Here is a 23,289-nt window from a genome sequence, read left to right on the forward strand (position 1 = left end):
ATCCCGGTCAACGGGTTTCCGCGCCGACAGAACGAGAACGTGTTCTACCCTGGCGAGCATGAACTGGCACCTCCCCGCCGCCGACGACACCCCCGCCGCCGAGGTGGAGCGGGAGGCCGCCGTGTGGCGCCCCCTCGCCGAGGCCGCGCGCGAGCTGGTCGACCTGTGCGTCATGTCGGACGTCGACGCGGACGAGGTCCGCGCCGCCCAGGCCGACGTCGAGGCGGCGGTGGCCCGGCTGCGGAAGGTGCGCCGTACCCAGACCCTCGGCCAGCAGCACCTCACCGGCGGCCGACGCCGCCCCTGGGGCAACCCGGTCATCGGGCTGCGCAACCCGATCGCCCCGCCGTTGCAGGTGGTGAGCGACGCGACCGGTCGCGCAGAGACGCAGTTCCGCTGCGGGGCGGCGTACGAGGGGCCGCCGGGGCTGGTCCACGGTGGCGTGGTATCGCTGATCCTCGACCAGATCCTCGGGCACGCCGTCGGCGCTGCCGGCCGGCCCGGCATGACCGGCACGCTGACCGTCGTCTACCGGCAGGGCACCCCCCTCGGCGACCTGCGCGCCGAGGCGTGGATCGACCGCGAGGACGGCGTCAAGACCTGGGCCAAGGCCCACATGGTCGGCCCCGACGGCGTCACCGCCGAGGCCGAGGGCGTCTTCATCCTGCCCCGCCACATCCGGGAACGGTTCAGCTGACTGGTCAGGTGATTCATGCGCTTGTCAGGGATTGCAACCCCTGACAAGCGCATGAATCCCCGGATGTCCGGGGATCCATGCAGCCGGCGTCGACCCCCGATTTCGACACGGCGGTCCTCGGCGCTCGCAGGCTCGCGCCGACGCGCCTGCTCAACCTCTTCGCCGACGGGACCTACCTCGCTGCGCTCGGTAGGTCCCTGGCTCAGACCTTCACGCCGCGCTTGTTCTCGTCGGAGAGGCGCGCCTCCTCGGCGGCCTGCTCCTCGAGCTCGGCACGGCGCTGCGCCTCGTCGTACTCACCGGGCTCGGAGACCAGGTCGGTCGCTCCCCGTTCGAGGCGTTGGAGCGCCACTCGGGCGAAGATCTGCTGCTCGGTGGAGGTCCGCTCGGAGCGGCCCTTGCCGATGAAGGAGACGAACCAGTGCATGACCGCGGTGACGCGGTTCTTGAAGCCGGTGATGTAGAAGAGGTGCACGACCAGCCACATCAGCCAGGCGAGGATGCCGGTGACCCGGAGCTTGCCGACCATCGCCACCGCCCGGAAGCGGCTGATGATCGCCATCGAGCCCTTGTCGAAGTACTTGAACGGCGGCTGCGCGGGCTTGCCCTCGAGCCGGCCCTCGATCTCCTTGGCGGCGTACTTCGCGCCCTGGATCGCGACCTGAGCGACACCCGGGAGGTTGTCCAGCGAGATCATGTCGCCGACCACGAACACCTCGGGGTAGCCCGGGAGGGTGAGGTCGGGGTTGACCGAGATCCGGCCGGCCCGGTCGAGCGGGGCGCCGGTCTGCTCCGACAGCGTCTTGCCGAGCTTGTTGGCCTGGACGCCGGCGGCCCACACCTTGGTGACCGCGTTGATGCGCTCCTCGGAGCCGTCCTTGTACTTGACCGTGAGGCCACGCTCGTCGACCTGGGAGACCAGCGCGCCGAGCATCACCTCCACGCCGAGCTTCTCGAGCTTCTCCTGGGTCCACTTGCCGAGCTTGTGACCGAACGGCGGGAGCACCTGGGGCGCCGCGTCGACGAGGATGACGCGCGCGTGCCGGGTGGAGATGGCCCGGAAGTCGCGGGTCAGGGTGCGGTGGGCGAGCTCGGCGATCTGACCGGCCATCTCGACACCCGTCGGGCCGGCGCCGACGACCACGAAGGTCAGCAGGTGGTCGACGTTCTCGCCGCGCGCTGCGCCGAGCTCGGCCATCTCGAAGGCGCCGAAGATCCGGCCGCGCAGCTCGAGGGCGTCGTCGATGCTCTTCATGCCGGGGGCGAACTCGGCGAAGTGGTCGTTGCCGAAGTACGACTGGCCGGCGCCGGCGGCGACGATGAGGGAGTCGTACGGCGTCACGAGCTCGCGGCCCAGCACGTGCGAGGTGACCTGGCGGTTCGCCAGGTCGATGCCGGTGACCTCGCCGAGCAGCACCTGGGCGTTCTTCTGGTTGGCCAGGACCTCGCGGGTCGGCGGGGCGATCTCGCCCTCGGAGAGGATGCCGGTCGCCACCTGGTAGAGCAGCGGCTGGAAGAGGTGGTGGGTCGTCTTCGCGATCATGGTCACGTCGACGTCGGCGTGGCGCAGCTGCTTGGTGCCGAACAGGCCGCCGAAGCCGGACCCGATGACGACGACCTGGTGACGGTCGGAACGCGGGACGATGATGCGATCGGGCAGGTCGGGCTGGGTGTCGCCTGCTGCCATGGCTTCCTCCTGGAGCACCTCGGTGACGACGCGTCGGCGTCCTCTGGGGGAGCATTCTTCCGCGTCCCCTGCACGAGCCCCAATCCGAGGTCAAGGTCTAGTCGGTCACATCCCGGTCCGAGCGTCACCAAATGCGGTCCTGGCGGTTGGTTTAGTGGTCAACTGGGTGGGGTATCGCCCCCGGGAACGTCACCTCGCCACCGACACCGACCGCCTTCGAACTCCGCACTCGGGCCGCGACACCGGAAGGTTCCTCCGTGCAGCACCGGCAGATCCTGGACCTGGCCCCCGGGCCACGCATCGTGCACGACGCACGACGCTGGGTCGTCCAGACCTGCGATCTCCTCGGGCGCACGGACCTGGCCGACTGCGCGGAGCTGGCGGTCTCCGAGCTGGTCACCAACGCGGTCCTCCACGGCACCGCACCGATCCGGCTCCAGGTCCGCGGCACGACCGAGCACCCCCGGTTCGAGGTGCATGACGCCTCGGTGATCCCGCCCCAGCCGGTGACCCAGGCCGGCGGGTTCGACCTCGACGCCTTCGACCTCGACACCCTCGACTCCCTCGACGAGGAACAGCTCGCCGCGCTGACCACGGTCGGCCGCGGCCTGGACATCGTCGCCCGCGCCTCGGTCGCCTGGGGCGCCGAGATCGACGAGGACGGCAAGGCGGTCTGGTTCGAACCGGCCCCTGAGCTGTCCGAGACCGGCGGCGCGCCGTACCAGCAGACCCAGAGCATGCCGTCGCTCGCCGCCGACCACACCCGGGTCGGCGAGGTCGGCGTCCAGATCAACGGCGTCCCGATCGGCGCCTTCGGCCGCTTCCAGCGCCACTACCGCGACCTGCGCCGCGAGATCCGGCTGCTCGCCCTCGCCCACGAGGACGACTACCCGTTGGCCAAGGTCCTGTCCGAGCACTTCGACGCCCTCGAGCGTCCCCTTCGCGCCAACATGGGCCGCGAGCAGGTCGACAAGGCGTACGCCGACGGCCGCGAGACCATCGACCTGCGGCTGCGGATGCCGCGGGAGACCGCGCGGCAGATCGGGGGCCTGATCGACCTGCTCGACGCGGCCGACGAGTTCTCCCGCGCCCAGCGGCTGCTGACCGCGCCACGCACCTCCGAGCAGCGCTCGTTCCAGATCTGGTTCCTCGGCGAGTTCCGCCGCCAGTCCGCCGGCGCCCCACCGATCGCCTGGCAGGGCAGCGGCACCGGCTCCGGCGCGCGTCCTAGTCTGCAGGCATGACCCCTTCCCCGCGGCTGCTCCTCGCCGTGGGGGCAGGTGGAGCGATCGGTGCGCTCGCCCGGTACGCCGCGACGGAGCTCGTCGCCGACGGGTCCGGCTTCCCCTGGACCACCTTCGCGGTCAACGTCTCGGGATCGGCTCTGCTCGCCGCCCTGCTGCTCCTCCCGCTCGCCCGCCGCTCCCCCACGTGGGCCGCGGCGCTCGGGCCGGGTGTGCTCGGCGGCTACACGACCTTCTCCGCCACCTCCGCCCAGGCCCGGGCCCTGCTCGCCGACGGCCGCGCCGGCCTCGCCCTCGCGTACGTCGCCGGCACCCTCGCCGCCTGCCTGGTCGCCGTCACCCTGGTCGGCCTCGCGGCGCCCCGGCTGCCGGAGGAGGACGAGCTGTGAACACCCCACGGGAAGCCGCATGAGCGCCCTCCTCGTCGCGCTCGGCGCCGCGGTCGGCGCGCCCCTGCGCTACGCCCTCGGCCACCACTTCGACGGCGCCTGGCACCGCGGCACCCTCACCGCCAACACCCTCGCGAGCCTGGTCCTCGGCGCCTGCGTCGGCTGGTCGGTCGAGGGCTCCACCCTCGCCCTGGTCGGCACCGGCTTCTGCGGCGGCCTGTCGACGTACTCCTCGCTCGCGGTGCAGGCCCGCGACCTCGGCCCGCGGCAGGGCGCGGCGTACGCGCTCGTGACGATCCTGCTCGGGCTGGGCGCCTGCGCGCTCGGGTACGTCCTGGCCGGTGGTTGAGGCGCGCCCTTCGAGGCTCGCAAGCTCACTCCTCAGGAACCGAGACCGAGACCGAGACCGAGACCTCAGGCGTAGCCGAGGTCGTGCAAGCGGGCGTCGTCGATGCCGAAGTGGTGGGCGACCTCGTGCACGACGGTGATCCGGACCTCGTCGGCCAGGTCCTCCTCGTCGTCGCACATGTCGAGCAGCGGGCCGCGGAACAGGAAGATCCGGTCGGGCAGCTGCGGGTGCAGGCCGCCGCCGCGCTCGGTGAGCGCCACGCCGTCGTACAGGCCGAGCAGGTCGTCGGGCTCGCCCTCCGGCGGCTCGTCCTCGACCAGGACGACCAGGTTGTGGACGAGGCGGGCCAGCTCCTCGGGGATCTCGTCGAGGGCGCGGTCGACGAGGGCGTCGAAGTCCTCGGGGCTCATCTCGACCGGCACGCACCCATTGTGCCCGCGGCGCAAATGCGACAAGCCCCAGCCTGTCGGCTGGGGCTTGTCGGCTTGTCTGCGACCCTGACGAGACTCGAACTCGCGACCTCCGCCGTGACAGGGCGGCGCGCTAACCAACTGCGCTACAGGGCCATTCGCTCCACGCTGCTCTCGCGTGGTGAAGCGGATGGAACTCTAACCCATCCTCCTCCGGGAGTCCCAATCGGGAGCGACCTCAGCGGACGAGCCGCACCCCCAACCGGATTCGAACCGGCGTACCCGCCGTGAAAGGGCGGTGTCCTAGGCCGCTAGACGATGGGGGCCCACCGTGGAGGGCGTGCCTCCGCAGCGCGCGCCAGCATAGTGCCCGTCGCGGGTCGTCCGCTCATCGAGAAGGGCGGCCGGCGGTCGAGGACGAGGGCACGGCCCGTGCCGTCGAGCACCCGCAAGGACGCCGGGCGGTCGGCCGAGGGGCTGCGGACGAGGTCCGGCACGACGCCCGCGGAGACGGCGCACGTCCAGAAGTGCCCGCCGCTTTCGTGCCTCGGCCCACCCTCCGGTAAGGTGGTCGACTGCTTGGGCAGGTAGCTCAGTTGGTACGAGCGATCGCCTGAAAAGTGATAGGTCGGCGGTTCGACCCCGCCCCTGCCCACCAGCAGCGAGACCCCCGCCGGGTGACCGGCGGGGGTCTCGTCGTTCCCGGCCCCGTGCGTCGGCAGGACGGTGCATTGGCAGGATGGCCCGGTGCCCTCTCCCGCCGCTCTGCGTGACACCGTCACCCTCGCTCACGGCCCCGCTTGGCCCAACCGGCTCACGCTCGCGCCGCTGACGAACGTGCAGAGCAACGACGACGGCACCCTGAGCGACGACGAGCACGACTGGCTGGTGGCCCGCGGGCGGGGCGGGTTCGGACTCACCATGACCTGCGCGGCGTACGTCGCCCCCGAGGGCCGGGCCTGGCGCGGTCAGCTCGGCATCGCCGGCGACGAGCACCTGCCGGGTCTGCGACGGCTGGCCGACAGCCTGCGCGCGAGCGGCACCCGGTCCGCCGTGCAGCTCCACCACGGCGGCCGGCGCTCCGACAGCGTGCTCAACGGTGTTCCCAACGTCGGCCCGTGGGCGGACCCGGCGAAGCAGACGGTCGCCCTCACCACCGAGGGTGTGCACAGCGTCGTGGCGGACTTCGTCGCGGCGGCGGTGCGCGCGGAGAAGGCCGGTTTCGACGGCGTGGAGGTGCATGGGGCGCACGGGTATCTTCTCGCGCAGTTCCTCGACGCACGCTCCAACCGCCGCGAGGACGGGTTCGGCGGATCGCTGGAGGACCGGATCCGTCCGCTGCGCGAGGTCCTCGAGGGGATCCGCGCGGCGACCGGACCGGACTTCCAGCTCGGCCTGCGGCTGAGCCCCGAGGGCTACGGCATCGCGCTGCACGAGGGCCGCGAGACCGCCCGCGCGCTGCTCGCCACCGGCTGGCTCGACTACCTCGACATGTCGCTGTGGGACGTGCGGATGCGTCCCCGCACCGAGGGGTACGACGGCCTGCTCATCGAGCAGTTCACCGACCTGCCGCGGCACGGCGCGCTGCTCGGAGTGGCCGGCGGCGTGCTGACGACCGCGGACGCCCAGTGGTGCCTCGAGCAGGGCGCGGACGTGGTCACGGTCGGCACCGGCGCGATCTTGCACCACGACTTCGCGGCTCGCGCCCTCGCCGACACCGGCTTCCGAGCCCGGTCACGGCCGGTGCCGCGCGAGGAGCTCGCCGCCGAGCACGTCGGCCCGGCCTTCCTGGACTACCTCGCGGCGGGCTGGGACGACCTGGTCGCCTGACGGCGCGGCCACCAGAACCGGTCCCCCATCCGCACGGCGATGGCGGGGACCAGGACGGTGCGGACCAGGAGCGTGTCGAGCAGGACGCCGACGCAGATGACGATGCCGAGCTGGGCGAGCACGACGAGCGGCAGCACGCCGAGCACCGCGAACACCGCCGCCAGCAGGATGCCGGCGCTGGTGATGACACCTCCGGTGGAGGCGAGCGCACGCAGCATGCCCTCGCGGGCCCCGTGCTCCTCGGCCTCCTCGGCAGCGCGCGCGACGAGGAAGATGTTGTAGTCGACGCCGAGCGCGACCAGGAAGAGGAAGGCCTGGAGGGGTACGCCGACGTCGATCCGGTCGAAGCCGAACACCGTGCTGCTGATCACCCAGCCGGCCCCGAGCGCGGCGGCGTAGGTGGCGACGACGGTGAGGACGAGCACGACGGGCGCGACGAGCGAGCGCAGGAGCAGGCCGAGCGCCAGCAGCACGACGACCAGGATGAGCGGCAGCACGAGGGTCCGGTCGTCCCGGGTCGCGGCGTCGGTGTCGACGTCCTCCGCGTCGGTGCCGCCGACCAGGGTGTCCGGGAAGTCGCCGAGCGCGGATCGCAGGGAGGTGACGTCCTCGCGCGCCTGCGGCGTACCGGGCGCGTGGTCGAGGACGACGTCGAGGCGGGTGCGGCCGTCGTGCTCACCCACCGGGCGTACCGACGCGACGCCGTCGGCGGACTGGGCGGCCCGGGTCACGGCGGCGACGTCGTCGCGGGTCAGCACCACGGCCGGGTCCGCGCTACCGGCCGGGAAGGACTCCGCGAGCCGGCCCGCCGCGGCGATGGACTCGGGGGTGTCGATGAACTGGTCGGCCTCCGAGAGCCCGCTGCGGATGCCGACCATGCCGCTGGCCAGCACCGCCAGCACCGCGATGCCGGCGGCCGCGGACAGGACCGGCCGGTGCGCGACGGCGTCGCCGACGCGACGCCAGAAGGAGCGCCCCTCCGACAGGGTCGGTGTCCCGACCTGCGGGCGGCGGGGCCAGAAGATCCAGCGGGGGAAGACCACGAGCGCCAGCGGCAGCACGACCAGGACGGCGAGCGCCGCGATCACCACGCCGATCGCGCAGGCCAGGCCGAGCCCGCGGGTCGACGGGAAGGCGGAGAGCAGCAGCGTGAGCAGCGCGACGACCACGGTCGCGGCGCTGGCGAGGACCGCCTCGCTGGTCCGGCGCCACGCGCGAGACATCGCCTCCGGCCGGCTGGGCGTGCGGTGGAGCTCGTCGCGGTAGCGGGAGATGAGGAGCAGTGCGTAGTCGGTGCCGGCGCCGAAGACGAGGACGGAGAGGATGCCGGTCGTCGACTGGTCGAAGGCGACGCCCAGGCCGGCGAGGGCGTGCGTGGCCGCCACGGAGGCCAGCCGGTCGGCGATGCCGACCACGAGCAGCGGCACCAGCCACAGGACCGGTGAGCGGTAGGTGATGATCAGCAGGACGGCGACGACCGAGGCGGTGACCATCAGCAACGTGACGTCGGCGCCCTCGAACACCTGGGCCAGGTCGCCCTGGATCGCGGCGGGCCCGGTCACCTCGGCGCGGACGCCGTCCGGCAGGTCCCGGCGTACGGCGGCACGCAGGTCCTCGACGTCGTCGGAGAGCTGGGCCGCGTCGTTGCTGGGCATCGGGATCACGCCGACCAGCGCCGTCTGGTCCTCGGCGGCCTGCAGCGGCGCCGTGCCGCCGCCCGCGGCCCGCGCGAACGACCCGCCGAGCGTGGCCTGCTCGGCCGGGGTCAGCGCGCGCTCGGCGGAGTAGAGCACGACTGCGACCTGGCTGTCGCCGGTCGGGAAGTCCTCGAGCAGGCGCGCCACCTCCGTGGAGTCGGCGCCTGCGGGCAGCTGGTCGGTCGCAGCGCGGTCCACCGGGGCGGTGCCCACGGCGCCGATGAGCGCCCCGCCGATGAGCAGGTAGAGGACGGGCAGGATCCAGGCGACCCGGGGACGCAGCATCGAGCTCGGGCGAGCGTTCACCACAGATGCTTCCATGATGGAAAGATAAGCACATGTCCCCTATCGGCGACCACCCCGCCGGCTCCCGGGTCCCCGTGCTGGTCCAGCAGCTCTCCTACGAGCTCACCCGGTTCTCGCACCTGTTCGCCCACCGGCACGCGCTCCACCCGACCGACATCGACGCCTTGGCACACCTGCACCAGGCGGCGCTGCGCGGAGAGGCGATGACCCCCGGCCGGCTGGCCGCCTCGATCGACCTGAGCCCACCGGCGACCACCGCGCTGCTGCGGCGCCTGGAGGCGAGCGGCCACGTGGAACGCATCCCCGATCCCGCCGACGGCCGTCGCCAGCTGCTCACCCTCACCGCCACCGCCCGCCAGGTGGCGGGCGGCTTCTTCGGTCCGCTCGCGGGCGCGTTGCGCGCCACGCTGACCGATCTCGACGACGCGGAGGTCGCCGTGGTCGAGCGCTGGCTCGCCAGCGCCACGGAGGCGACCGGGCAGCTGGCCGACCGGGTCGCCGCCCAGCCGGGATGATCAGGACCGCCGCGCCTCCGCGAGCACGGCGTCCCGGTCCTCGGGCAGCACGAAGCCCGCGGCGATCGCCGCGTCCGCCGCGTCGGCGTACGCCGTCACGTAGGCCTCGTGCGTCGGCCAGAGTCGCTCGGCCAGCCCCGCGGGCAGCGGGAGGGTCCGCCCGAACAGGCCGCAGATGACCGAGGCGCCCGGACCGGCGTCGCCGGAGACGACATCGGCGGGCGCGTCGACGACGGGCGTGCGGATGCCGCCGCGGACGATGCCGAGCCCGTCGCGGACGAAGGCCCCGTCGACGACCTCGAGCGGCGGAGCGGCCGGGGCTGCCGGACCGCCCCGGGCCCAGGTCTCGAGGTGGCGCAGGGCCGCGCGGGCGACGTAGGCGTGCTGGCCGCGGTTGACCGGGTCGGGACAGCCGAGGAACGCCTCGAACTCGCCGATCTGGAACAGGTCGGCGTGCGCGGCGCCGGCGACCTCCCACACCCGCAGCAGCGGACCGTCGGGCTGGCGTGCGGGCAGGTAGTTGATCCGGCCGAGCAGGTCGCCCTCGGCCTCCAACACGATCACCGGCACGTCGAGGTCGTCGCGGACCGGCGTGGGCTCGCCGGCCGCCCGGGCCGCGAGCAGGTCGATCCCCCGCCCCGGCTCGCCGAGCGGCGCAGCGACGTCGCCGCGGCTGTGCACCAGGAAGCCGTCGAAGAAGCGCTCGAGGGGGTGGACGTGGTTGAGGTAGGTCGTCAGCAGGTACGCCGACTGCGACTGCCCGATCGCCAGCACCCGCTCCGCGCCGGTCAGCCCGGCCACGGCCCGGGCGACCTCGGTGAAGATGCCGTAGGCGTAGGCGTCGCCGGGGTGGTCGAGCCCGCCGTAGCGCGCCGGGTCGACCGCCTTGAGGCCCTGGAGCGCCGCGCCCTCGACCGCGACGCTCGCCGTACCGCTCTCGACGCCGTTGTACTGCGCGGACACCCCCGCCCACGCGTGCCCCTGGCGCACCAGCTCGTCGGCGAGGTAGGTCCAGTCCGGCGCCGCGTCCGCGCCGCTGCTGACGTTGAGCCACTCGACGACGAGGGTCCCGCTCGCCGGCGCCCCCGCCGGACGACGGACGACGACCCGGGTCGTGAAGCCCGCCGAGGCGTGCGTGGAGTCGACCGAGCGGGCGGTGCCCCGCGCGGCGTACTCCTCCTCGGCCCAGCCGGCAGCGGCCAGGTCGGGGCCGGGGCGCGCGGCGCTCAGGGCGACGCCGTTGCCGCCGGACAGCAAGGTGAGGGTGGGGCCGGGCACGGGACGCATCATGCCGCGTAGGGTGCGCCCGTGCTGCCGTCCTTCGAGATCGCCGCCCGCCACCGTCCGGTCACACTGGTGGCCACGAGCGACGCGTTCCCACTGCGCGCTCCCTTCGGCGCGGTCGAGGCGACGCTTGCGGGCGCCGGGACCGCGGAGCTGGCGCTGGAGGGAGCCGACGGCACCCGGCTGGCGGTCCGGCTCGAGGACGGTCGGGCGTCGCTGCTGGTGCGCCTCGGCGGGGTCGAGCACCCGCTGCGCAGCCGGCGGTACGGCCGGGTCGCAACGCCGCCCACGCGGCTCGGCCTGACCCTGACCGGTGACCACCTGGCCGTCCTGACCCTCGAGGACGGCGGGTGGGTCGCACGCGGGCGGATCGACCTGCGTGAGATCGGCGGACCCGACACCCGCGACCCTGCCTGGCTCGCCGGGCTGCGGCCCGACGCGTCCGGGGTCGACGACGTGCGTGCGGGCAGCTTCGGGCAGCTGGGGCTGCGTGACATCCGGCTGGTGTCGCACGCCGACGGGTCGCCGTACCGGGTCGGGCGCGAGGTGTTGTTCACGGCGACCAGCGCCGGCCCGGGCTTCTTCGACACCGCGCACACCTCGGTGTGGGCGCTGCGCGCGACCGGTGACATCGAGTGGCGCGCCGACCTGTTCTTCGAGCGCCCCGACCACCCGGGCGTGTACGGCGACCACGCGACCCACCTCGTGCGCGACGCGGAGCGGTGGCTGGTGGCGACGAGCACCTGGTCGGACTTCCCCGCCCGCAAGGCGGACCGGGTCCCCGGCGCGCTCCGCGTGACCCTCGCGGAGTCGGCCGACGACCTCACCCGCGGCCAGCACGTGCTCGCCACCCGGCACCTGGACCTGCCCACCGCCGGCCCGAGCGTCGGCACGTGGGACCCGCACCTGGTGCGGACACCGGACGGCTGGCTGGTGGGCTACGTCAGCGCACGACGGTTCTTCGACTTCCACCCGTTGCTCGCCGCCGGCCCGTCCCTGGACCGCCTCGCGCTGCGGGGAGCGGCGAGCGACCGTCGGGCGACCGAGGGCACGACCCTGCTCCGCGTCGGCGAGGACTGGAGGGTCCTGGCCAGCGACGGCAGGGACAACCCCCGGGCGCTCCGCGGCCGCTACCCGGTGTTCGACACCTCGCTCACCGAGATCGGCACCGTGGCCGCGCCGTACCCGACCAACATCCCGTGGCCGACCGTCGTACCGCCCGACCCGGACGTGCCGGGCGACGAGTGGCGGCTGGTGACGTTCGACGGGCGTCGGTCAGGTGGCCGGCTGGCCGGCTACGGCACCCACGGTGACCTGATCGTCATGCGACAGACCGCACCGGCGTGACCGTCGCCGCGCTCCCCCCGCCGCGAATTTGCGGCGGGGACGCCGTACGAGGAGGCGTGGGGAGCGAGGAACGAGCGACGCGGTCGCGCCAGTCAGCTCAGTCGCGACGGTCGGCGTAGTCCGACCACTTGTCGAGCACTTCGGGCTCTACCTCGTCGGCACTGGACGGTGCGGGCTCTCCATGGAGCTCCGCCGCCAGGGCCGAGAGATCAGTCTCGTGAGTGCGGTACTTCAGGTCGCGAGCGACCTTGGTCTGCTTGGCTTTCGCACGGCCGCGGCCCATAGGGTCCAGCCCCCTCGCACACTTGGCCGGTAGCCCTCCGGGCCCCGGACTGCTGAATACGTAGTCTCGTGGGTCCAACGGTACATGGCCGGTGGGTGTTCCCGCACGCCGGGGACGCACCTCAGCGCGCCTTCACGGCGCAAGTGAGGCGCAGGTCACCAACCGGGGTGCTGGCCGACCAGCGTCACGCTGCCGTCGCCCGCGACGACCTCGCCGGCGACCCAGGCCTCCACGCCGTGCTCGGCGAGCGTGGCGATCGCCGCGTCGACATCCGCGGCGGGAGTCAGGGAGACCATGCCGACACCGCAGTTGAGGGTCGCCTCGAGGCTCGCCTGGTCGACGCCGCCCGCCGTGCGGACGACGTCGAAGATCGGCTGCGGGGTCCAGCTCGCGCGGTCCAGCGTGGCGCTGAGGTGAGCCGGCATGACGCGAGCCAGGTTGTTGGCCAGGCCGCCACCGGTGATGTGGGCCATCGCGTGGGTGCCGGTCGCGTCGGCGAGCGCGAGACAGGCCTTCGCATAGATCTTCGTCGGCACGAGGAGCTCCTCGCCGAGCGTCGAGCCGAGCTCGTCGACCCGACGGTCGAGCTCCCAGCCGAGCTCGGTGAAGAAGACGTGGCGAGCCAGGGAGTAGCCGTTGGAGTGGAGGCCGGAGGCCTTCATCGCGATGACGATGTCGCCCTGCTCGACCTTCTCGGCGCCGAGCAGGCGGTGTGCGTCGACGACACCGGTGGTGGCGCCGGCGACGTCGTACTCGTCGGGGGCGAGCAGGCCGGGGTGCTCGGCGGTCTCGCCGCCGACCAGCGCACAGCCCGCCTCGGTGCACGCCTCGGCGATGCCCTTGACGATCGCCGCGATGCGCTCGGGGACGACCTTGCCGGTGGCGATGTAGTCGGTCATGAAGAGTGGCTCGGCACCGCAGACCACGAGGTCGTCGACGACCATGCCGACGAGGTCGAAGCCGATCGTGTCGTGCTTGTCCATCTTCCGCGCGATGTCGACCTTGGTCCCGACGCCGTCGGTGGAGGTCGCGAGCAGCGGACGCTCGTACTTCTTCAGCGCCGAGGCGTCGAAGAGACCGGCGAACCCGCCCAGGCCACCCAGCACCTCGGGGCGGCGGGACTTCGCGACCCACTCCTTCATCAGGTCGACGGCGCGGTCCGCGGCCTCGATGTCGACGCCGGCACGGGCGTAGGCGTTGTCAGCCACGGTTCCCTCGGTCTCCTTGCTGGATGTCACGGGTTGTTGAAGACGGGAAGGGCCTCGCCGTGCATGCTCGGCTTGAGCGTGGCCTCGAGGAGGTGCTTGCCGAGCAGGCTCTCGTCGGGGAGCTCGATCGGGTACTCGCCGGTGAAGCAGGCGGTGCACAGCGTGGTCTGCGGCTGGCCCGTCGCCTGGACCATGCCCTCCAGCGAGATGTAGCCAAGGCTGTCAGCGCCGACGCTGGCGGCGATCTCGTCGACGTCGAGCCCGTTGGCGATCAGCTCGGCCCGGGTCGCGAAGTCGATGCCGTAGAAGCACGGCCACTTCACCGGCGGGCTGGAGATCCGGACGTGGACCTCGGTGGCGCCGGCCTCACGGAGCATCCGGACCTGCGCGCGCTGGGTGTTGCCGCGCACGATCGAGTCGTCGACCACGACGATCCGCTTGCCGCGGATCATGTGCTCGAGCGCGTTGAGCTTGAGCCGGATGCCGAGCTGGCGCAGGGTCTGCGACGGCTGGATGAAGGTGCGGCCGACGTAGGCGTTCTTGACGAAGCCCTGGCCGAACGGGATGCCGCTCTCCAGCGCGTAGCCGGACGCGGCCGGCGTACCGGACTCCGGGACCGGGATCACCAGGTCGGCGTCGACCGGGAACTCGCGGGCCAGCTGGCGGCCCATCTCGACCCGCGCCTCGTGGACGCTGCGACCGGCGATCGTGGCGTCGGGACGGGCGAGGTAGACGTACTCGAACACGCATCCCTTGCGGCGCGGCTCGGCGAACTTGTGGGAGCGCAGGCCGTCCTCGTCGATGACGATGAGCTCACCCGGCTCGACCTCGCGCACGACGCTCGCGCCGGTGGTGGCCAGCGCGGCGTCCTCGCTCGCGACCACCCAGCCCCGCTCGAGGCGGCCGAGCACGAGCGGCCGGATGCCCTCGGGGTCGCGGGCGGCGTACAGCGTGTTCTCGTTCATGAACACGAACGAGAAGGCACCGTGGACCTGCGGCAGCAGCTCGAGCGCGCGGGCCTCCAGCGACTGGTCCGGGTGGTGCGCGAGGAGCGCGGTCACCAGGCTGGTGTCGTTGGTGGCCGACTCGAGGTTGCGGGCGTGGATGTCGAGCTCGCCGTCGTCGCTCGGCAGCTCCTGGACCATCTGCGCGAGCTGCGCGGTGTTGATCAGGTTGCCGTTGTGCCCGAGCGCGATCGAGCCGTCCTCGGTGGGCCGGAACGTCGGCTGCGCGTTCTGCCAGGTGCTCGCACCGGTGGTCGAGTAGCGGCAGTGGCCGACCGCGAGGTGGCCCGCGAACGACTCGAGGGTGTTCTCGTCGAAGACCTGGGAGACCAGGCCCATGTCCTTGTAGACGAGGATCTGCCGACCGTTGCTGACCGAGATGCCCGCGGACTCCTGCCCGCGGTGCTGCAGCGAGTAGAGACCGAAGTACGTCAGCTTCGCGACGTCCTCACCCGGGGCCCATACTCCGAAGACTCCGCACACGGTCTTCAGCGTACCGGCCGGGCCGCCGATCCTTCAGTTCGCGACGACCCCGCGAGATGCACGCGCGACCACGGCGCTCGCGACCTGCGCGGCCTGGCCCCGGATCTCCGGGATCGCGGTCGACTCCCACAAGGTGCCCTTGCGCGGCGGGCCCACCACGAACAGGCCGTCGACCACCCGGCCGTCGGCGCCCACGACCGCGCCGTCGACGGTCGCGTCGATGCCGAGCGCGAGCGGGTCGGGGGCGACGGTGCCGCGCGCGACGAGGGCGCGCAGGAGCGGGTCGGCGCTGCGGCGTACGTCGGCCAGGGGGCCCGTGCAGTTCACGACGGCGTCGACCTCGACCGGCTCGTGGCCGGGGTTGGTCGTGACCCGACAGCGCCCGCCGAGGTCCTCCACGGCGTGGAGGCTGCCGGCGTGGACGGCCAGCCGGTCGTCGTACCGGTAGCCCTGGAGGCGCAGCGCGATCTCGGGCGCCATCCGGTGCCGGCGCACCTCCCAGTCGCGCGCGTGGACCTCGAGGAAGCGGCGCCGCTCGGCGATCGGGAGCCGGCGCCACAGCTCCTGGGTGAGCGGGCGCAGGCCGTCGACGACCGCGCGCCAGCCGACCCCGCGCTCGGCGGCGGCGCGGCACTCCTCGGCGACCGCGGCAGCGATGTCGTCGGCGGTCGCGGCGTCGTCGGGGACCTTGGTGACCCAGGCGGTGTGGGCCTGGCCGACGTGGGGCTTGGGGAGCAGGCCGTTGCGGCTGACCAGGGTGACGTGGCGCTCGGGGCCGTCCTCGAGCAGCGTGATGGCGGTGTCGATACCGGTCAGGCCGGTGCCCACCACGATCACCCGGGCGTCGGCGGGGAGGGTGCGCAGGCGGGCCAGCTCCCACGGGTTGGCGACGTGCCAGGGCGCGTCGGGGACCACCGCCCCGTCCGCGGTGGCGAGCGGTCGGGGCGGCTGGTTCCCGTGGCACAGCACGACGGCGTCGGCGCTGGAGCTGGACCGCTCGGTGACGACCTCGAAGCCGGTGGCGGTGGGGACGACGTCGAGCACCCGGCCGGCCCGGATCCGGAGCCGGTCGTCGGCGACGTCGGCGAGCCGGTCCTGGAGGTAGATCGCGTAGTCGGCGCGCGGGAGGAAGCCCTGCGGGTCGCTGCTGCGACCGGTGCGCAGCGCCCAGTCGAGGAGGTCGGAGGGCGCGTCCGGGAAGGCGCTCATGTGGCGTGCGCGGACGTTGAGCAGATGCCGCTGGTCGTTGGTGCCGTAGGCGACGCCCCGGCCGACGATCCCGCTGGCCTCGTGGACCACGACCTCGAGGCCCGGGTCGTCGGAGCGGACCAGCAGGTTGATGGCGGTCAGCACCCCGCTCGCTCCCCCGCCGATCACCGCCACCCGGGTCCGCGATCGGGGTGTCGCTGGGAGGTCGGTGGAGGTGCTCGTCGCCGTCATGCAAGTGAGTCTAGCGAATCACTCCACTTAAGCGCTCGCGGCCTTGTAACTAAGTGTTACGTCACGGATCTGGGGCTGGAGTGGCCCATGTGGTGGATAACCGTGCTGTAACACTTAGTTACAAGCGAGCGAGCCTCAGGCGCCGAGGTTGCGCAGCAGCAGCGCCTCCGCGAGCAGCACCCGCTCGAACTCAGCCAGGTGCAGGCCCTCGTTGGGGCCGTGGGCGCGGGTGTCGGGGTCCTCCACGCCGGTCACCAGCACGGAGGCCTGCGGGAAGGACTCGAGGAACTCCGCGATGAACGGGATCGAGCCGCCGACACCCATGTCGACGGGCGCGGTGCCGTCCCAGGCCTCGGTGAACGCGGCCCGCGCGGCGTCGTACGCCGGCCCGGTGACCTCGAGCGCAATCGGCTCGCCCGTGTCGACCACCTCGATGGCGAGCTGGGCGCCCCACGGGACATGCTTCTCGAGGTGGGCGCGCAGGCAGGCCAGCGCGTTCTCGGACGTCTCGCCGGGCGCCGTGCGCAGCGCGAGGCGGGCGCGGGCCGACGGGATCAGGGTGTTGGAAGAGCCGTCGACCTTGGGGGCGTCGAGACCGATGACCGACAGCGCGGGCTGGGTCCACAGCCGCTCGACGGCGGGGCCGGAGCCGACCCACTGGACGCCCTCGGCGACACCGGACTCGGCACGCAGCCGCTCCTCGGGGTACTCCACGTCGGCCGCCGGGCCGCGGTGCAGGCCGGCGACGACCAGGTTGCCCTCGTCGTCGTGCAGCGACGCGATCAGGCGCGAGAGCGTGATGAGGGCGTCGGGGACCAGGCCGCCCCACATGCCCTGGTGGACGGCGTGGGTGAGGGTGCGGACCTCGACGTTGACCCGGACCAGGCCGCGCAGGCTGGTGGTCAGGGCGGGGACGCCGATGTCCCAGTTGCCGGAGTCGGCGATCACGATGACGTCGGAGCGCAGCTCCTCGACGTACTGCTCCAGCAGCTGCGGGAGGGTCGCGCTGGCGACCTCCTCCTCGCCCTCGATGAACAGGCGGACGGTGACGGGAAGGTCGTCGCCGAGCATGCGCAGCGCGGCGACGTGGGTGAGGATGCCGGCCTTGTCGTCGGCGGCACCGCGGCCGTAGAGCCGGCCGTTGCGCTCGGTGAGCTGCCAGGGATCGGTCTCCCAGTCGGCGTGCTCACCCTCGGGCTGCACGTCGTGGTGGGCGTAGAGGAGCACCGTGGGCGCGCCCTCGGGCCCCTTCTTCTCGCCGATCACGGCAGGCGGGGCTCCGTCGTACGCGCGCACGATCCGCACGTCGACGCCCTCCGCGGCGAACAGGTCGGCAGTCGCCTGCGCGCTCACCTCGACCTGGTCGAGGCGGTCGGGGTCGGCGCTGACGGACTGGATGCGGACGAGGGCCTCGAGGTCCGATCGGACACCCGGGAGAATCTCGGCGAGGCGCGTACGCAGGTCAGTGGTGGGGACAGGTCCGGTCATGCCCGCCAATCTAGGGGAGCGGGAGGTACGGCGTCAGGTCGGTGCGCTCGCCACTGGCCCGCACCCGGGCGTCCTCGACGGCGTCGGCCCACGCGAGCCGACCCGTGGCGAGGGCGATCCAGGTGGCGGCATCGGTCTCGATGACCGCCGGCGGGGTGCCGCGGGTGTGCCGGACGCCCTCGATCACCTGCACCGCGGCGTACGGCGGCACCCGAACCTCGACCGAGCGGCCCGGGGCGCGGGTCTCGAGCAGGGCGAGGAAGTGCTTGGTCAGCAGGCGCAGGTCGGCGCGCTCGGACGTGCCGGCGTCGACCCGGGCGAGCGCGGCGGCGACGTCGCCGGCAGCGGCGGGCTTGAGGCGGGCGGGCATTCAGGAGTCCTCGGGGTAGGGCTGGATGAGCTGGAACACCGACCAGGTCTCGCGTCCCTCGCCGGGGCCGTGGGCCCGGCCGGCGTCGCGGCGGCGCTCGACGACCGCGGCGAGCTCCTCCATCAGCTCCCGCGCCTCGTCCGGGGTCATGAGCAGCGACCACTCCGAGACGCTGCGACCGGGGTTCTCGGTGTCGTCGACGGCCAGGGCGCGCTCGACGAGGTGCTGGCCGCGGGCGACGGTGTTGCGCTGGAAGACGGCCCACGCCGCGCGGCCGCCGGGCTGGGCGAGCATGTCGCCGGTGCGGAACCGGATCCCGTCGGGGTCGACGAGGCGCCAGACCCGGTCACGCCGGTCGCGGGCGGCGTCCGGGTCCTCCTCCACGAGGCCGTACTTGGCGAGCTGGCGCAGGTGGAAGCTGGCCTGGTTGGCGGGGATGTCGATCAGCCGGGCGATGTCGGCGGCCCGGAGCGAGCCGGCGGCCGAGAGCTCGTGGAGCACCCGGTTGCGGGTCGGGTGGGCGATCGCGCGGAGGATCCGCGGGTCGTCGTACATCACCATGCCGCCAGCCTAGCGACATCCGCAGGACTCATTGCGCAATAGTTATTGCGCAACAAACGGTGCGCACCGTACGGTGCGGGCATGGCCTCCTACCGGTCGCTGGCCCGCAACCACGACTTCACCGCGCTGTGGATCGGCGCGACGGTCTGCGAGCTGGGCACCCGGATCACGACGTTCGCGCTGCCGCTGGTGGCCTACGCGCTGAGCGGGTCGGCGCTGTGGGCGGCGTCCGCGGAGGCGGCGTACCTGCTCGGGATGGTCCTGATGCTGCTCCCCGCGGGCGTGCTCGCCGACCGGTGCCACCGGCTGCGGCTGATGCGCCTCTCGCTCGGCACCGGCGCCCTGCTGCACGCCACCCTCGTGGGCGCGGGCCTCGCCGGCCGGCTCACGCTCCCCCACCTGCTGGCCGTGGCGCTCGCGAGCGGACTCGTGGCCGGACTGTTCCTCCCGGCCGAGAGCTCGGCGATCCGGCGCGTGGTCAGCCGCGACGAGCTGCCGACCGCACTCAGCCAGCAACAGGCCCGCCAGCACGTCGCGAGCCTGCTCGGCGGCCCCCTCGGCGGCGCGCTGTACGGCGTCGCGCGCTGGGCTCCGTTCGCGGCCGACGCGGTGTCCTACGCCCTGGGCTGGGCGCTGCTCGGCCGGGTGCGCACGGATCTCGCGCCCGAGCCGCGCGCCGGTGCCGACGAACCCGCCCGGCCGCTGCACGACCTGGGCGAGGGTCTGCGGTTCTTGTGGGCGCACCCGTTCCTGCGGGTCCTGCTCTGCTGGTCGCCGGCCGCCAACCTGGCCGTCAACGCGCTGTTCTTCGTCGCGCTGCTGCGCCTGGTCGAGGCCGGGTTCCCGGCCTGGCAGATCGGGCTCGCGGAGACGGCGATCGGCGCCTCCGGCATCCTCGGCGCACTCGCCGCACCCTTCCTCATCGAGCGGTTCCGGACCGGTCGGCTCGTGGTCGTGGTGGCGTGGAGCTTCGTCCCGCTCTCGATCCCGCTCGCCTGGTGGAACAGCCCGTGGGCGCTGGCGCTGGCCTCCGCGGTCGGCCTGTTCCTCAACCCCGCCGGCAACGCCGCGCTCGGCTCCTACCGGATCGCCATCACCCCGCCGGAGCTGGTCGGTCGGATGCAGTCGACCACCCAGGCGGTGTCGATGCTGACGATCCCGCTCGCCCCCGCGCTCGCCGGCGCCCTGCTCACGCTGCTCGGCGGACGCGACGCCGTGCTCGTGCTCACCGCGCTGACCGCTCTGGTCGCCCTCGTGCCGACCCTCGCCCGGTCGGTCCGCGACGTGCCTCGACCGGCCGACTGGGCACCCCTCACCACGACGGACCGGAGTCCCGCGCACGTCGCGTGACCTCGCCCTCCACAATGGAGCCCATGCGCCTTCGTCGTTGCTCCGCGACCGTGCTCGGTCTGCTCCTGCTCGCACCCGCTCTGGCCGCCTGCGGGGGCGAGGGCGGGGTCGCGGTGGGCGACGTGGTGCCGGCGCGGCAGGACGCCCAGTTCACCGGCGAGGGCGTCGAGACCGTGATCGCCCTGCCGGTCGGCCGGCTCGAGGTCACCACCGGCCAGCCGGTCACGCAGGTCTCGGCGAAGGACACCCGGCAGCTGGAGAAGCTCGAGGCCCCCGAGGGCAGCGCCTTCGTGCCGATCACCTGGCAGTACGACGCCGCGACCTTCGGCGCCCTGGCCGCCTACCTCGACACCGACACCAGCCCGGTGATCGACCTCGTCGCCGACGGGGCGTCGTACCGGCTCCCGGCGCCGGAGTCCTCGGGCGAGGGCGCGGAGTCCTTCTACGTGCTGGTGTCGGGCAAGGGCGCGCAGCCGCGTCTCGACGTCGACTTCGACGGCGTCACGCAGCAGGCCGACCTGTCCAGCGGCGAGGTCGACGCCGGCCGCGCCGAACCGCTCTACGACCTCGCGAAGCCGAAGACGAAGCAGTTCCCCTGCGAGCCGGCGGTCAGCTACAGCCGGGCGACCCGCCGCACCCCGAAGTTCAGCTGCAGCACGTCGCGACCCTTCCGCCTCCCGTACGCCGGCAGCGCCTGGGCCGGCGAGGGGAAGTCGTGGCTCGTGGTGTCCGTGCGGACCTCGCTCGGGCTGTGGAACGAGGTCGCCGACGACCTCAAGTCCGGGGCCATCTACTACGGCGAGGCGGTCGACGGCACTTTCCGCCTCGGCGACACCGAGGCCACCGCCGTCGTGAAGGACCCGCAGAACACGAGCTGCCCGGACCGCACCGACCAGGGCACGTGCACCGTCCAGTTCAACGTCGTCTTCGAGGCCGGCACGAGCTATCCGAAGAAGCTGACCGTCGACGAGCAGTACGGTCTCCGCCTCGCCCAGGTCTGGGGAGGCGGCCAGGGCGAGGACACGCTGGATCTCGGCCTGACCGCCACCGCGAAGCTGAAGTAGCCGGCGTCAGCCCAGCGCGTTCGGCAGGGTCGCGGTCCACGCCGCGCGCAGCTCGGCGAGCGGCACCTCGAACTGGCCCTCGACGGCGAGCACCTCGCCACCGGTGGTGCCGAGCTCGGTCAGGGGGACGTCGTGGCGGGCGCACAGCGCGCGCAGCTCGTCGAGGTCACCGGCGTCGACGGTGACCAGGGCGCGGCCCGCGGACTCGGCGTACAGCCCGACGAAGGCGTCGCCCTCGAGGCTGACCCGGGCACCGATCCCGCTGACCATGGCCGCCTCGGCCAGCGCCTGGGCGAGGCCGCCGTCGGAGAGGTCGTGGGCGCTGGTGGCGATGCCGACCAGGTCCTTGAGCAGCCGGGCCAGGTTGCGCTCGGCGCGCAGGTCGACCTTCGGCGGCAGGCCGCCGAGGTGGTCGTGCGCAACCTTGGCCCACTCGGAGCCGGACAGCTCCTCGCGGGTGGTGCCGAGAAGCACGATCCGCTCGTCGGCGCCCTGAAAGGCGGACGGCGTACGGCGGCGCACGTCCTCGATCACGCCGAGCACCGCGACGACCGGCGTCGGCAGGATCGCGGTCTCCCCGGTCTGGTTGTAGAGGCTGACGTTGCCACCGGTGACCGGGATCCCGAGCTCGGCGCAGGCGTCCTTGAGACCGCGGCAGGCCTCGGCGAACTGCCACATCACGTCGGTGTCCTCGGGCGAGCCGAAGTTGAGGCAGTCACTGACCGCCAGCGGCACCGCGCCGCCGGTGGCGACGTTGCGGTAGGCCTCGGCGAGGGCGAGCTGCGCGCCGGCGTACGGGTCGAGCTTGGCGAAGCGGCCGTTGCAGTCGGTGGCGACGGAGACGCCGAGGTGGGTCTCCTCGTCGACGCGGACCATGCCGGAGTCGGCCGGCTGCGCGAGGACGGTGTTGCCCTGGACGTAGCGGTCGTACTGGTCGGTGATCCACGACTTGTCGCACAGGTTGGGGCTGGCGACCAGCTGGAGCAGGGTGGCGCGCAGCTCGTCGCCGGTGGTGGGCCGGGCGAGCTTCTCGGCGCCGTCGGCCTGCAGGGCGTCCTGCCACTCGGGGCGGGCGAACGGGCGCTCGTAGACGGGGCCGTCGTGCGCGACGGTCCGCGGCGGGACGTCGACCACGGTCTCGCCGTGCCAGTCGATGACCAGCCGGCCGGTCTCGGTGACCTCGCCGATGACCGACGCCTCGACGTCCCACTTGGTGGTGATCGCGAGGAAGGCGGCGATGTCGTCGGGCTCGACGATGGCCATCATCCGCTCCTGGCTCTCGCTCATGAGGATCTCCTCGGGCGAGAGGGTCGAGTCGCGCAGCGGCACCTTGTCGAGGTGGACGAGCATGCCGCCGTCGCCGGCCGAGGCGAGCTCGGAGGTCGCACAGGACAGGCCCGCGCCGCCGAGGTCCTGGATGCCGGCGACCACGCCGGCCCGGAACAGCTCGAGGGTGCACTCGATGAGCAGCTTCTCCATGAACGGGTCGCCGACCTGGACGCTGGGGCGCTTGGCCGGGCCGTCGGCATCGAAGGTCTCGGAGGCCAGCACCGAGACACCGCCGATGCCGTCGCCGCCCGTGCGGGCGCCGTACAGGACGACGAGGTTGCCCTCACCCGACGCCTTGGCGAGGTGGAGGTCCTCGTGGCGGAGCACGCCGACGCAGAGCGCGTTGACGAGCGGGTTGCCGAGGTAGGTCTCGTCGAAGACGGCCTCGCCGCCGATGTTGGGCAGGCCCAGGCAGTTGCCGTAGCCGCCGACGCCCGCGACGATCCCGGGCAGCACGCGGTGGGTGTCGTCGGCGTCGAGCGGACCGAAGCGCAGCGGGTCCATCACCGCGATCGGGCGGGCGCCCATCGCGATGATGTCGCGCACGATGCCGCCGACGCCGGTCGCGGCGCCCTGGTAGGGCTCGACGTACGACGGGTGGTTGTGGCTCTCGACCTTGAAGCTGACCGCGTAGCCCTGGCCGATGTCGATGACGCCGGCGTTCTCGCCGATGCCCGCCAGCATCGGACCGATCGGGGTCTCCTGGGCGAGCTCGCCGAACTGCTTGAGGTGCACCTTGGAGGACTTGTAGGAGCAGTGCTCGCTCCACATGACCGAGTACATCGCCAGCTCGGCGCCGGTGGGGCGCCGGCCGAGGATCTCGCGGATCCGCTCGTACTCGTCGGCCTTCAGGCCCAACTCGGACCAGGGCTGCTGCCGGTCCGGGTCACCGGCCGCCACGGCCACGGTGTCGAGGGTGGAACGGATGGGTGCGGAAGCGGTGTCGGCCACGGC

At 73.0% G+C, this 23,289-nt stretch carries 21 protein-coding genes and 3 tRNA genes; 10 read left to right on the forward strand and 14 right to left on the reverse strand.

Annotated elements, in window-relative coordinates; all coding sequences use genetic code 11:
• Positions 1-58 precede the first annotated feature (58 nt).
• On the forward strand, positions 59-697 hold the full coding sequence (locus KU893_RS04015) for a PaaI family thioesterase (RefSeq protein ID WP_218233022.1): 639 nt from the start codon (positions 59-61) through the stop codon (positions 695-697).
• A 202-nt stretch (positions 698-899) separates the two neighbouring features.
• Here KU893_RS04015 and KU893_RS04020 read toward each other — a convergent pair whose 3' ends face one another.
• On the reverse strand, positions 900-2,384 hold the full coding sequence (locus KU893_RS04020; protein ID WP_218233023.1) for an NAD(P)/FAD-dependent oxidoreductase: 1,485 nt from the start codon (positions 2,382-2,384) through the stop codon (positions 900-902).
• Between the two features lie 257 nt (positions 2,385-2,641).
• Between KU893_RS04020 and KU893_RS04025 the strand changes: the two genes are divergently transcribed.
• From KU893_RS04025 to KU893_RS04035, 3 genes are read left to right on the forward strand one after another with little or no spacing between them, the layout of a single operon-like run.
• Positions 2,642-3,628 carry an ATP-binding protein gene (locus KU893_RS04025; RefSeq protein WP_218233024.1) on the forward strand — a complete coding sequence of 329 codons (987 nt, stop codon included), beginning with the start codon at positions 2,642-2,644 and terminating at the stop codon, positions 3,626-3,628.
• Positions 3,625-4,017: a fluoride efflux transporter FluC gene (locus KU893_RS04030; protein ID WP_218233025.1), complete on the forward strand. Its 393-nt coding sequence runs from the start codon at positions 3,625-3,627 to the stop codon at positions 4,015-4,017. Before KU893_RS04025 ends, KU893_RS04030 begins: the two co-directional genes overlap by 4 nt.
• A gap of 19 nt (positions 4,018-4,036) precedes the next feature.
• Positions 4,037-4,366 carry a fluoride efflux transporter FluC gene (locus tag KU893_RS04035; RefSeq protein ID WP_218233026.1) on the forward strand — a complete coding sequence of 110 codons (330 nt, stop codon included), beginning with the start codon at positions 4,037-4,039 and terminating at the stop codon, positions 4,364-4,366.
• Between the two features lie 65 nt (positions 4,367-4,431).
• Here the strand turns inward: KU893_RS04035 and KU893_RS04040 are convergent, their stop codons facing one another.
• From KU893_RS04040 to KU893_RS04050, 3 genes are all read right to left on the reverse strand, one after another.
• Positions 4,432-4,788: a metallopeptidase family protein gene (locus KU893_RS04040; protein ID WP_218233027.1), complete on the reverse strand. Its 357-nt coding sequence runs from the start codon at positions 4,786-4,788 to the stop codon at positions 4,432-4,434.
• 70 nt (positions 4,789-4,858) lie between these two features.
• Positions 4,859-4,932: transfer RNA gene (locus tag KU893_RS04045), tRNA-Asp, on the reverse strand.
• 97 nt (positions 4,933-5,029) lie between these two features.
• Positions 5,030-5,102: transfer RNA gene (locus KU893_RS04050), tRNA-Glu, on the reverse strand.
• Positions 5,103-5,357: 255 nt separating this feature from the next.
• Between KU893_RS04050 and KU893_RS04055 the strand changes: the two genes are divergently transcribed.
• Both KU893_RS04055 and KU893_RS04060 read left to right on the forward strand, forming a co-directional pair.
• A tRNA-Phe gene (locus tag KU893_RS04055) sits at positions 5,358-5,434 on the forward strand.
• 89 nt (positions 5,435-5,523) lie between these two features.
• Positions 5,524-6,606: an NADH:flavin oxidoreductase gene (locus KU893_RS04060; RefSeq protein WP_218233028.1), complete on the forward strand. Its 1,083-nt coding sequence runs from the start codon at positions 5,524-5,526 to the stop codon at positions 6,604-6,606.
• Here KU893_RS04060 and KU893_RS04065 read toward each other — a convergent pair.
• Complete coding sequence (locus tag KU893_RS04065; RefSeq protein ID WP_308167172.1) at positions 6,570-8,609, reverse strand: MMPL family transporter; 2,040 nt, start codon at positions 8,607-8,609, stop codon at positions 6,570-6,572. The two genes, KU893_RS04060 and KU893_RS04065, sit on opposite strands and share 37 nt — an antisense overlap.
• Before the next feature lie 32 nt (positions 8,610-8,641).
• On the opposite strand from KU893_RS04065, the gene KU893_RS04070 reads away from it, so the two are divergent.
• Positions 8,642-9,124 (forward strand): MarR family winged helix-turn-helix transcriptional regulator, encoded by a 483-nt coding sequence (locus KU893_RS04070; protein WP_218233030.1) that lies wholly within the window; start codon positions 8,642-8,644, stop codon positions 9,122-9,124.
• On the opposite strand, the gene KU893_RS04075 is transcribed toward KU893_RS04070, so the two are convergent.
• Complete coding sequence (locus tag KU893_RS04075; RefSeq protein WP_218233031.1) at positions 9,125-10,414, reverse strand: alpha/beta hydrolase domain-containing protein; 1,290 nt, start codon at positions 10,412-10,414, stop codon at positions 9,125-9,127.
• Between the two features lie 18 nt (positions 10,415-10,432).
• Here KU893_RS04075 and KU893_RS04080 point away from each other — a divergent pair, with 18 nt between their 5' ends.
• Positions 10,433-11,755: a hypothetical protein gene (locus tag KU893_RS04080; protein ID WP_218233032.1), complete on the forward strand. Its 1,323-nt coding sequence runs from the start codon at positions 10,433-10,435 to the stop codon at positions 11,753-11,755.
• A gap of 97 nt (positions 11,756-11,852) precedes the next feature.
• Here KU893_RS04080 and KU893_RS04085 read toward each other — a convergent pair whose 3' ends face one another.
• From KU893_RS04085 to KU893_RS04115, 7 genes are all read right to left on the reverse strand, one after another.
• Complete coding sequence (locus KU893_RS04085; RefSeq protein WP_218233033.1) at positions 11,853-12,038, reverse strand: DUF3073 domain-containing protein; 186 nt, start codon at positions 12,036-12,038, stop codon at positions 11,853-11,855.
• A gap of 155 nt (positions 12,039-12,193) precedes the next feature.
• Entirely contained in the window at positions 12,194-13,246 is a 1,053-nt protein-coding gene (gene purM / locus KU893_RS04090) for a phosphoribosylformylglycinamidine cyclo-ligase (protein ID WP_218233034.1), read from the reverse strand.
• A 26-nt stretch (positions 13,247-13,272) separates the two neighbouring features.
• On the reverse strand, positions 13,273-14,733 hold the full coding sequence (purF, locus tag KU893_RS04095) for an amidophosphoribosyltransferase (protein ID WP_257440853.1): 1,461 nt from the start codon (positions 14,731-14,733) through the stop codon (positions 13,273-13,275).
• A gap of 33 nt (positions 14,734-14,766) precedes the next feature.
• The gene (locus tag KU893_RS04100; protein WP_246591754.1) at positions 14,767-16,173 is read right to left on the reverse strand and encodes an FAD/NAD(P)-binding protein; all 1,407 of its coding nucleotides are present in this window, start codon (positions 16,171-16,173) and stop codon (positions 14,767-14,769) included.
• Between the two features lie 135 nt (positions 16,174-16,308).
• A complete protein-coding gene (locus KU893_RS04105) occupies positions 16,309-17,661 on the reverse strand; it encodes a dipeptidase (RefSeq protein WP_218233035.1) in 1,353 nt (450 codons plus the stop codon).
• Between the two features lie 10 nt (positions 17,662-17,671).
• Entirely contained in the window at positions 17,672-18,031 is a 360-nt protein-coding gene (locus KU893_RS04110) for a sterol carrier family protein (protein ID WP_218233036.1), read from the reverse strand.
• Complete coding sequence (locus KU893_RS04115; RefSeq protein WP_218233037.1) at positions 18,032-18,592, reverse strand: helix-turn-helix domain-containing protein; 561 nt, start codon at positions 18,590-18,592, stop codon at positions 18,032-18,034.
• An 81-nt stretch (positions 18,593-18,673) separates the two neighbouring features.
• Here KU893_RS04115 and KU893_RS04120 point away from each other — a divergent pair, with 81 nt between their 5' ends.
• Both KU893_RS04120 and KU893_RS04125 read left to right on the forward strand, forming a co-directional pair.
• The gene (locus KU893_RS04120; RefSeq protein WP_218233038.1) at positions 18,674-19,942 is read left to right on the forward strand and encodes an MFS transporter; all 1,269 of its coding nucleotides are present in this window, start codon (positions 18,674-18,676) and stop codon (positions 19,940-19,942) included.
• Between the two features lie 23 nt (positions 19,943-19,965).
• Complete coding sequence (locus KU893_RS04125) at positions 19,966-21,006, forward strand: hypothetical protein (protein ID WP_218233039.1); 1,041 nt, start codon at positions 19,966-19,968, stop codon at positions 21,004-21,006.
• Positions 21,007-21,012: 6 nt separating this feature from the next.
• On the opposite strand, the gene purL is transcribed toward KU893_RS04125, so the two are convergent.
• The gene (gene purL, locus KU893_RS04130) at positions 21,013-23,286 is read right to left on the reverse strand and encodes a phosphoribosylformylglycinamidine synthase subunit PurL (RefSeq protein WP_218233040.1); all 2,274 of its coding nucleotides are present in this window, start codon (positions 23,284-23,286) and stop codon (positions 21,013-21,015) included.
• Between the last annotated feature and the right edge of the window lie 3 nt (positions 23,287-23,289).

Source organism: Nocardioides daeguensis (assembly GCF_019192965.1).
Classification (GTDB): domain Bacteria; phylum Actinomycetota; class Actinomycetes; order Propionibacteriales; family Nocardioidaceae; genus Nocardioides; species Nocardioides daeguensis.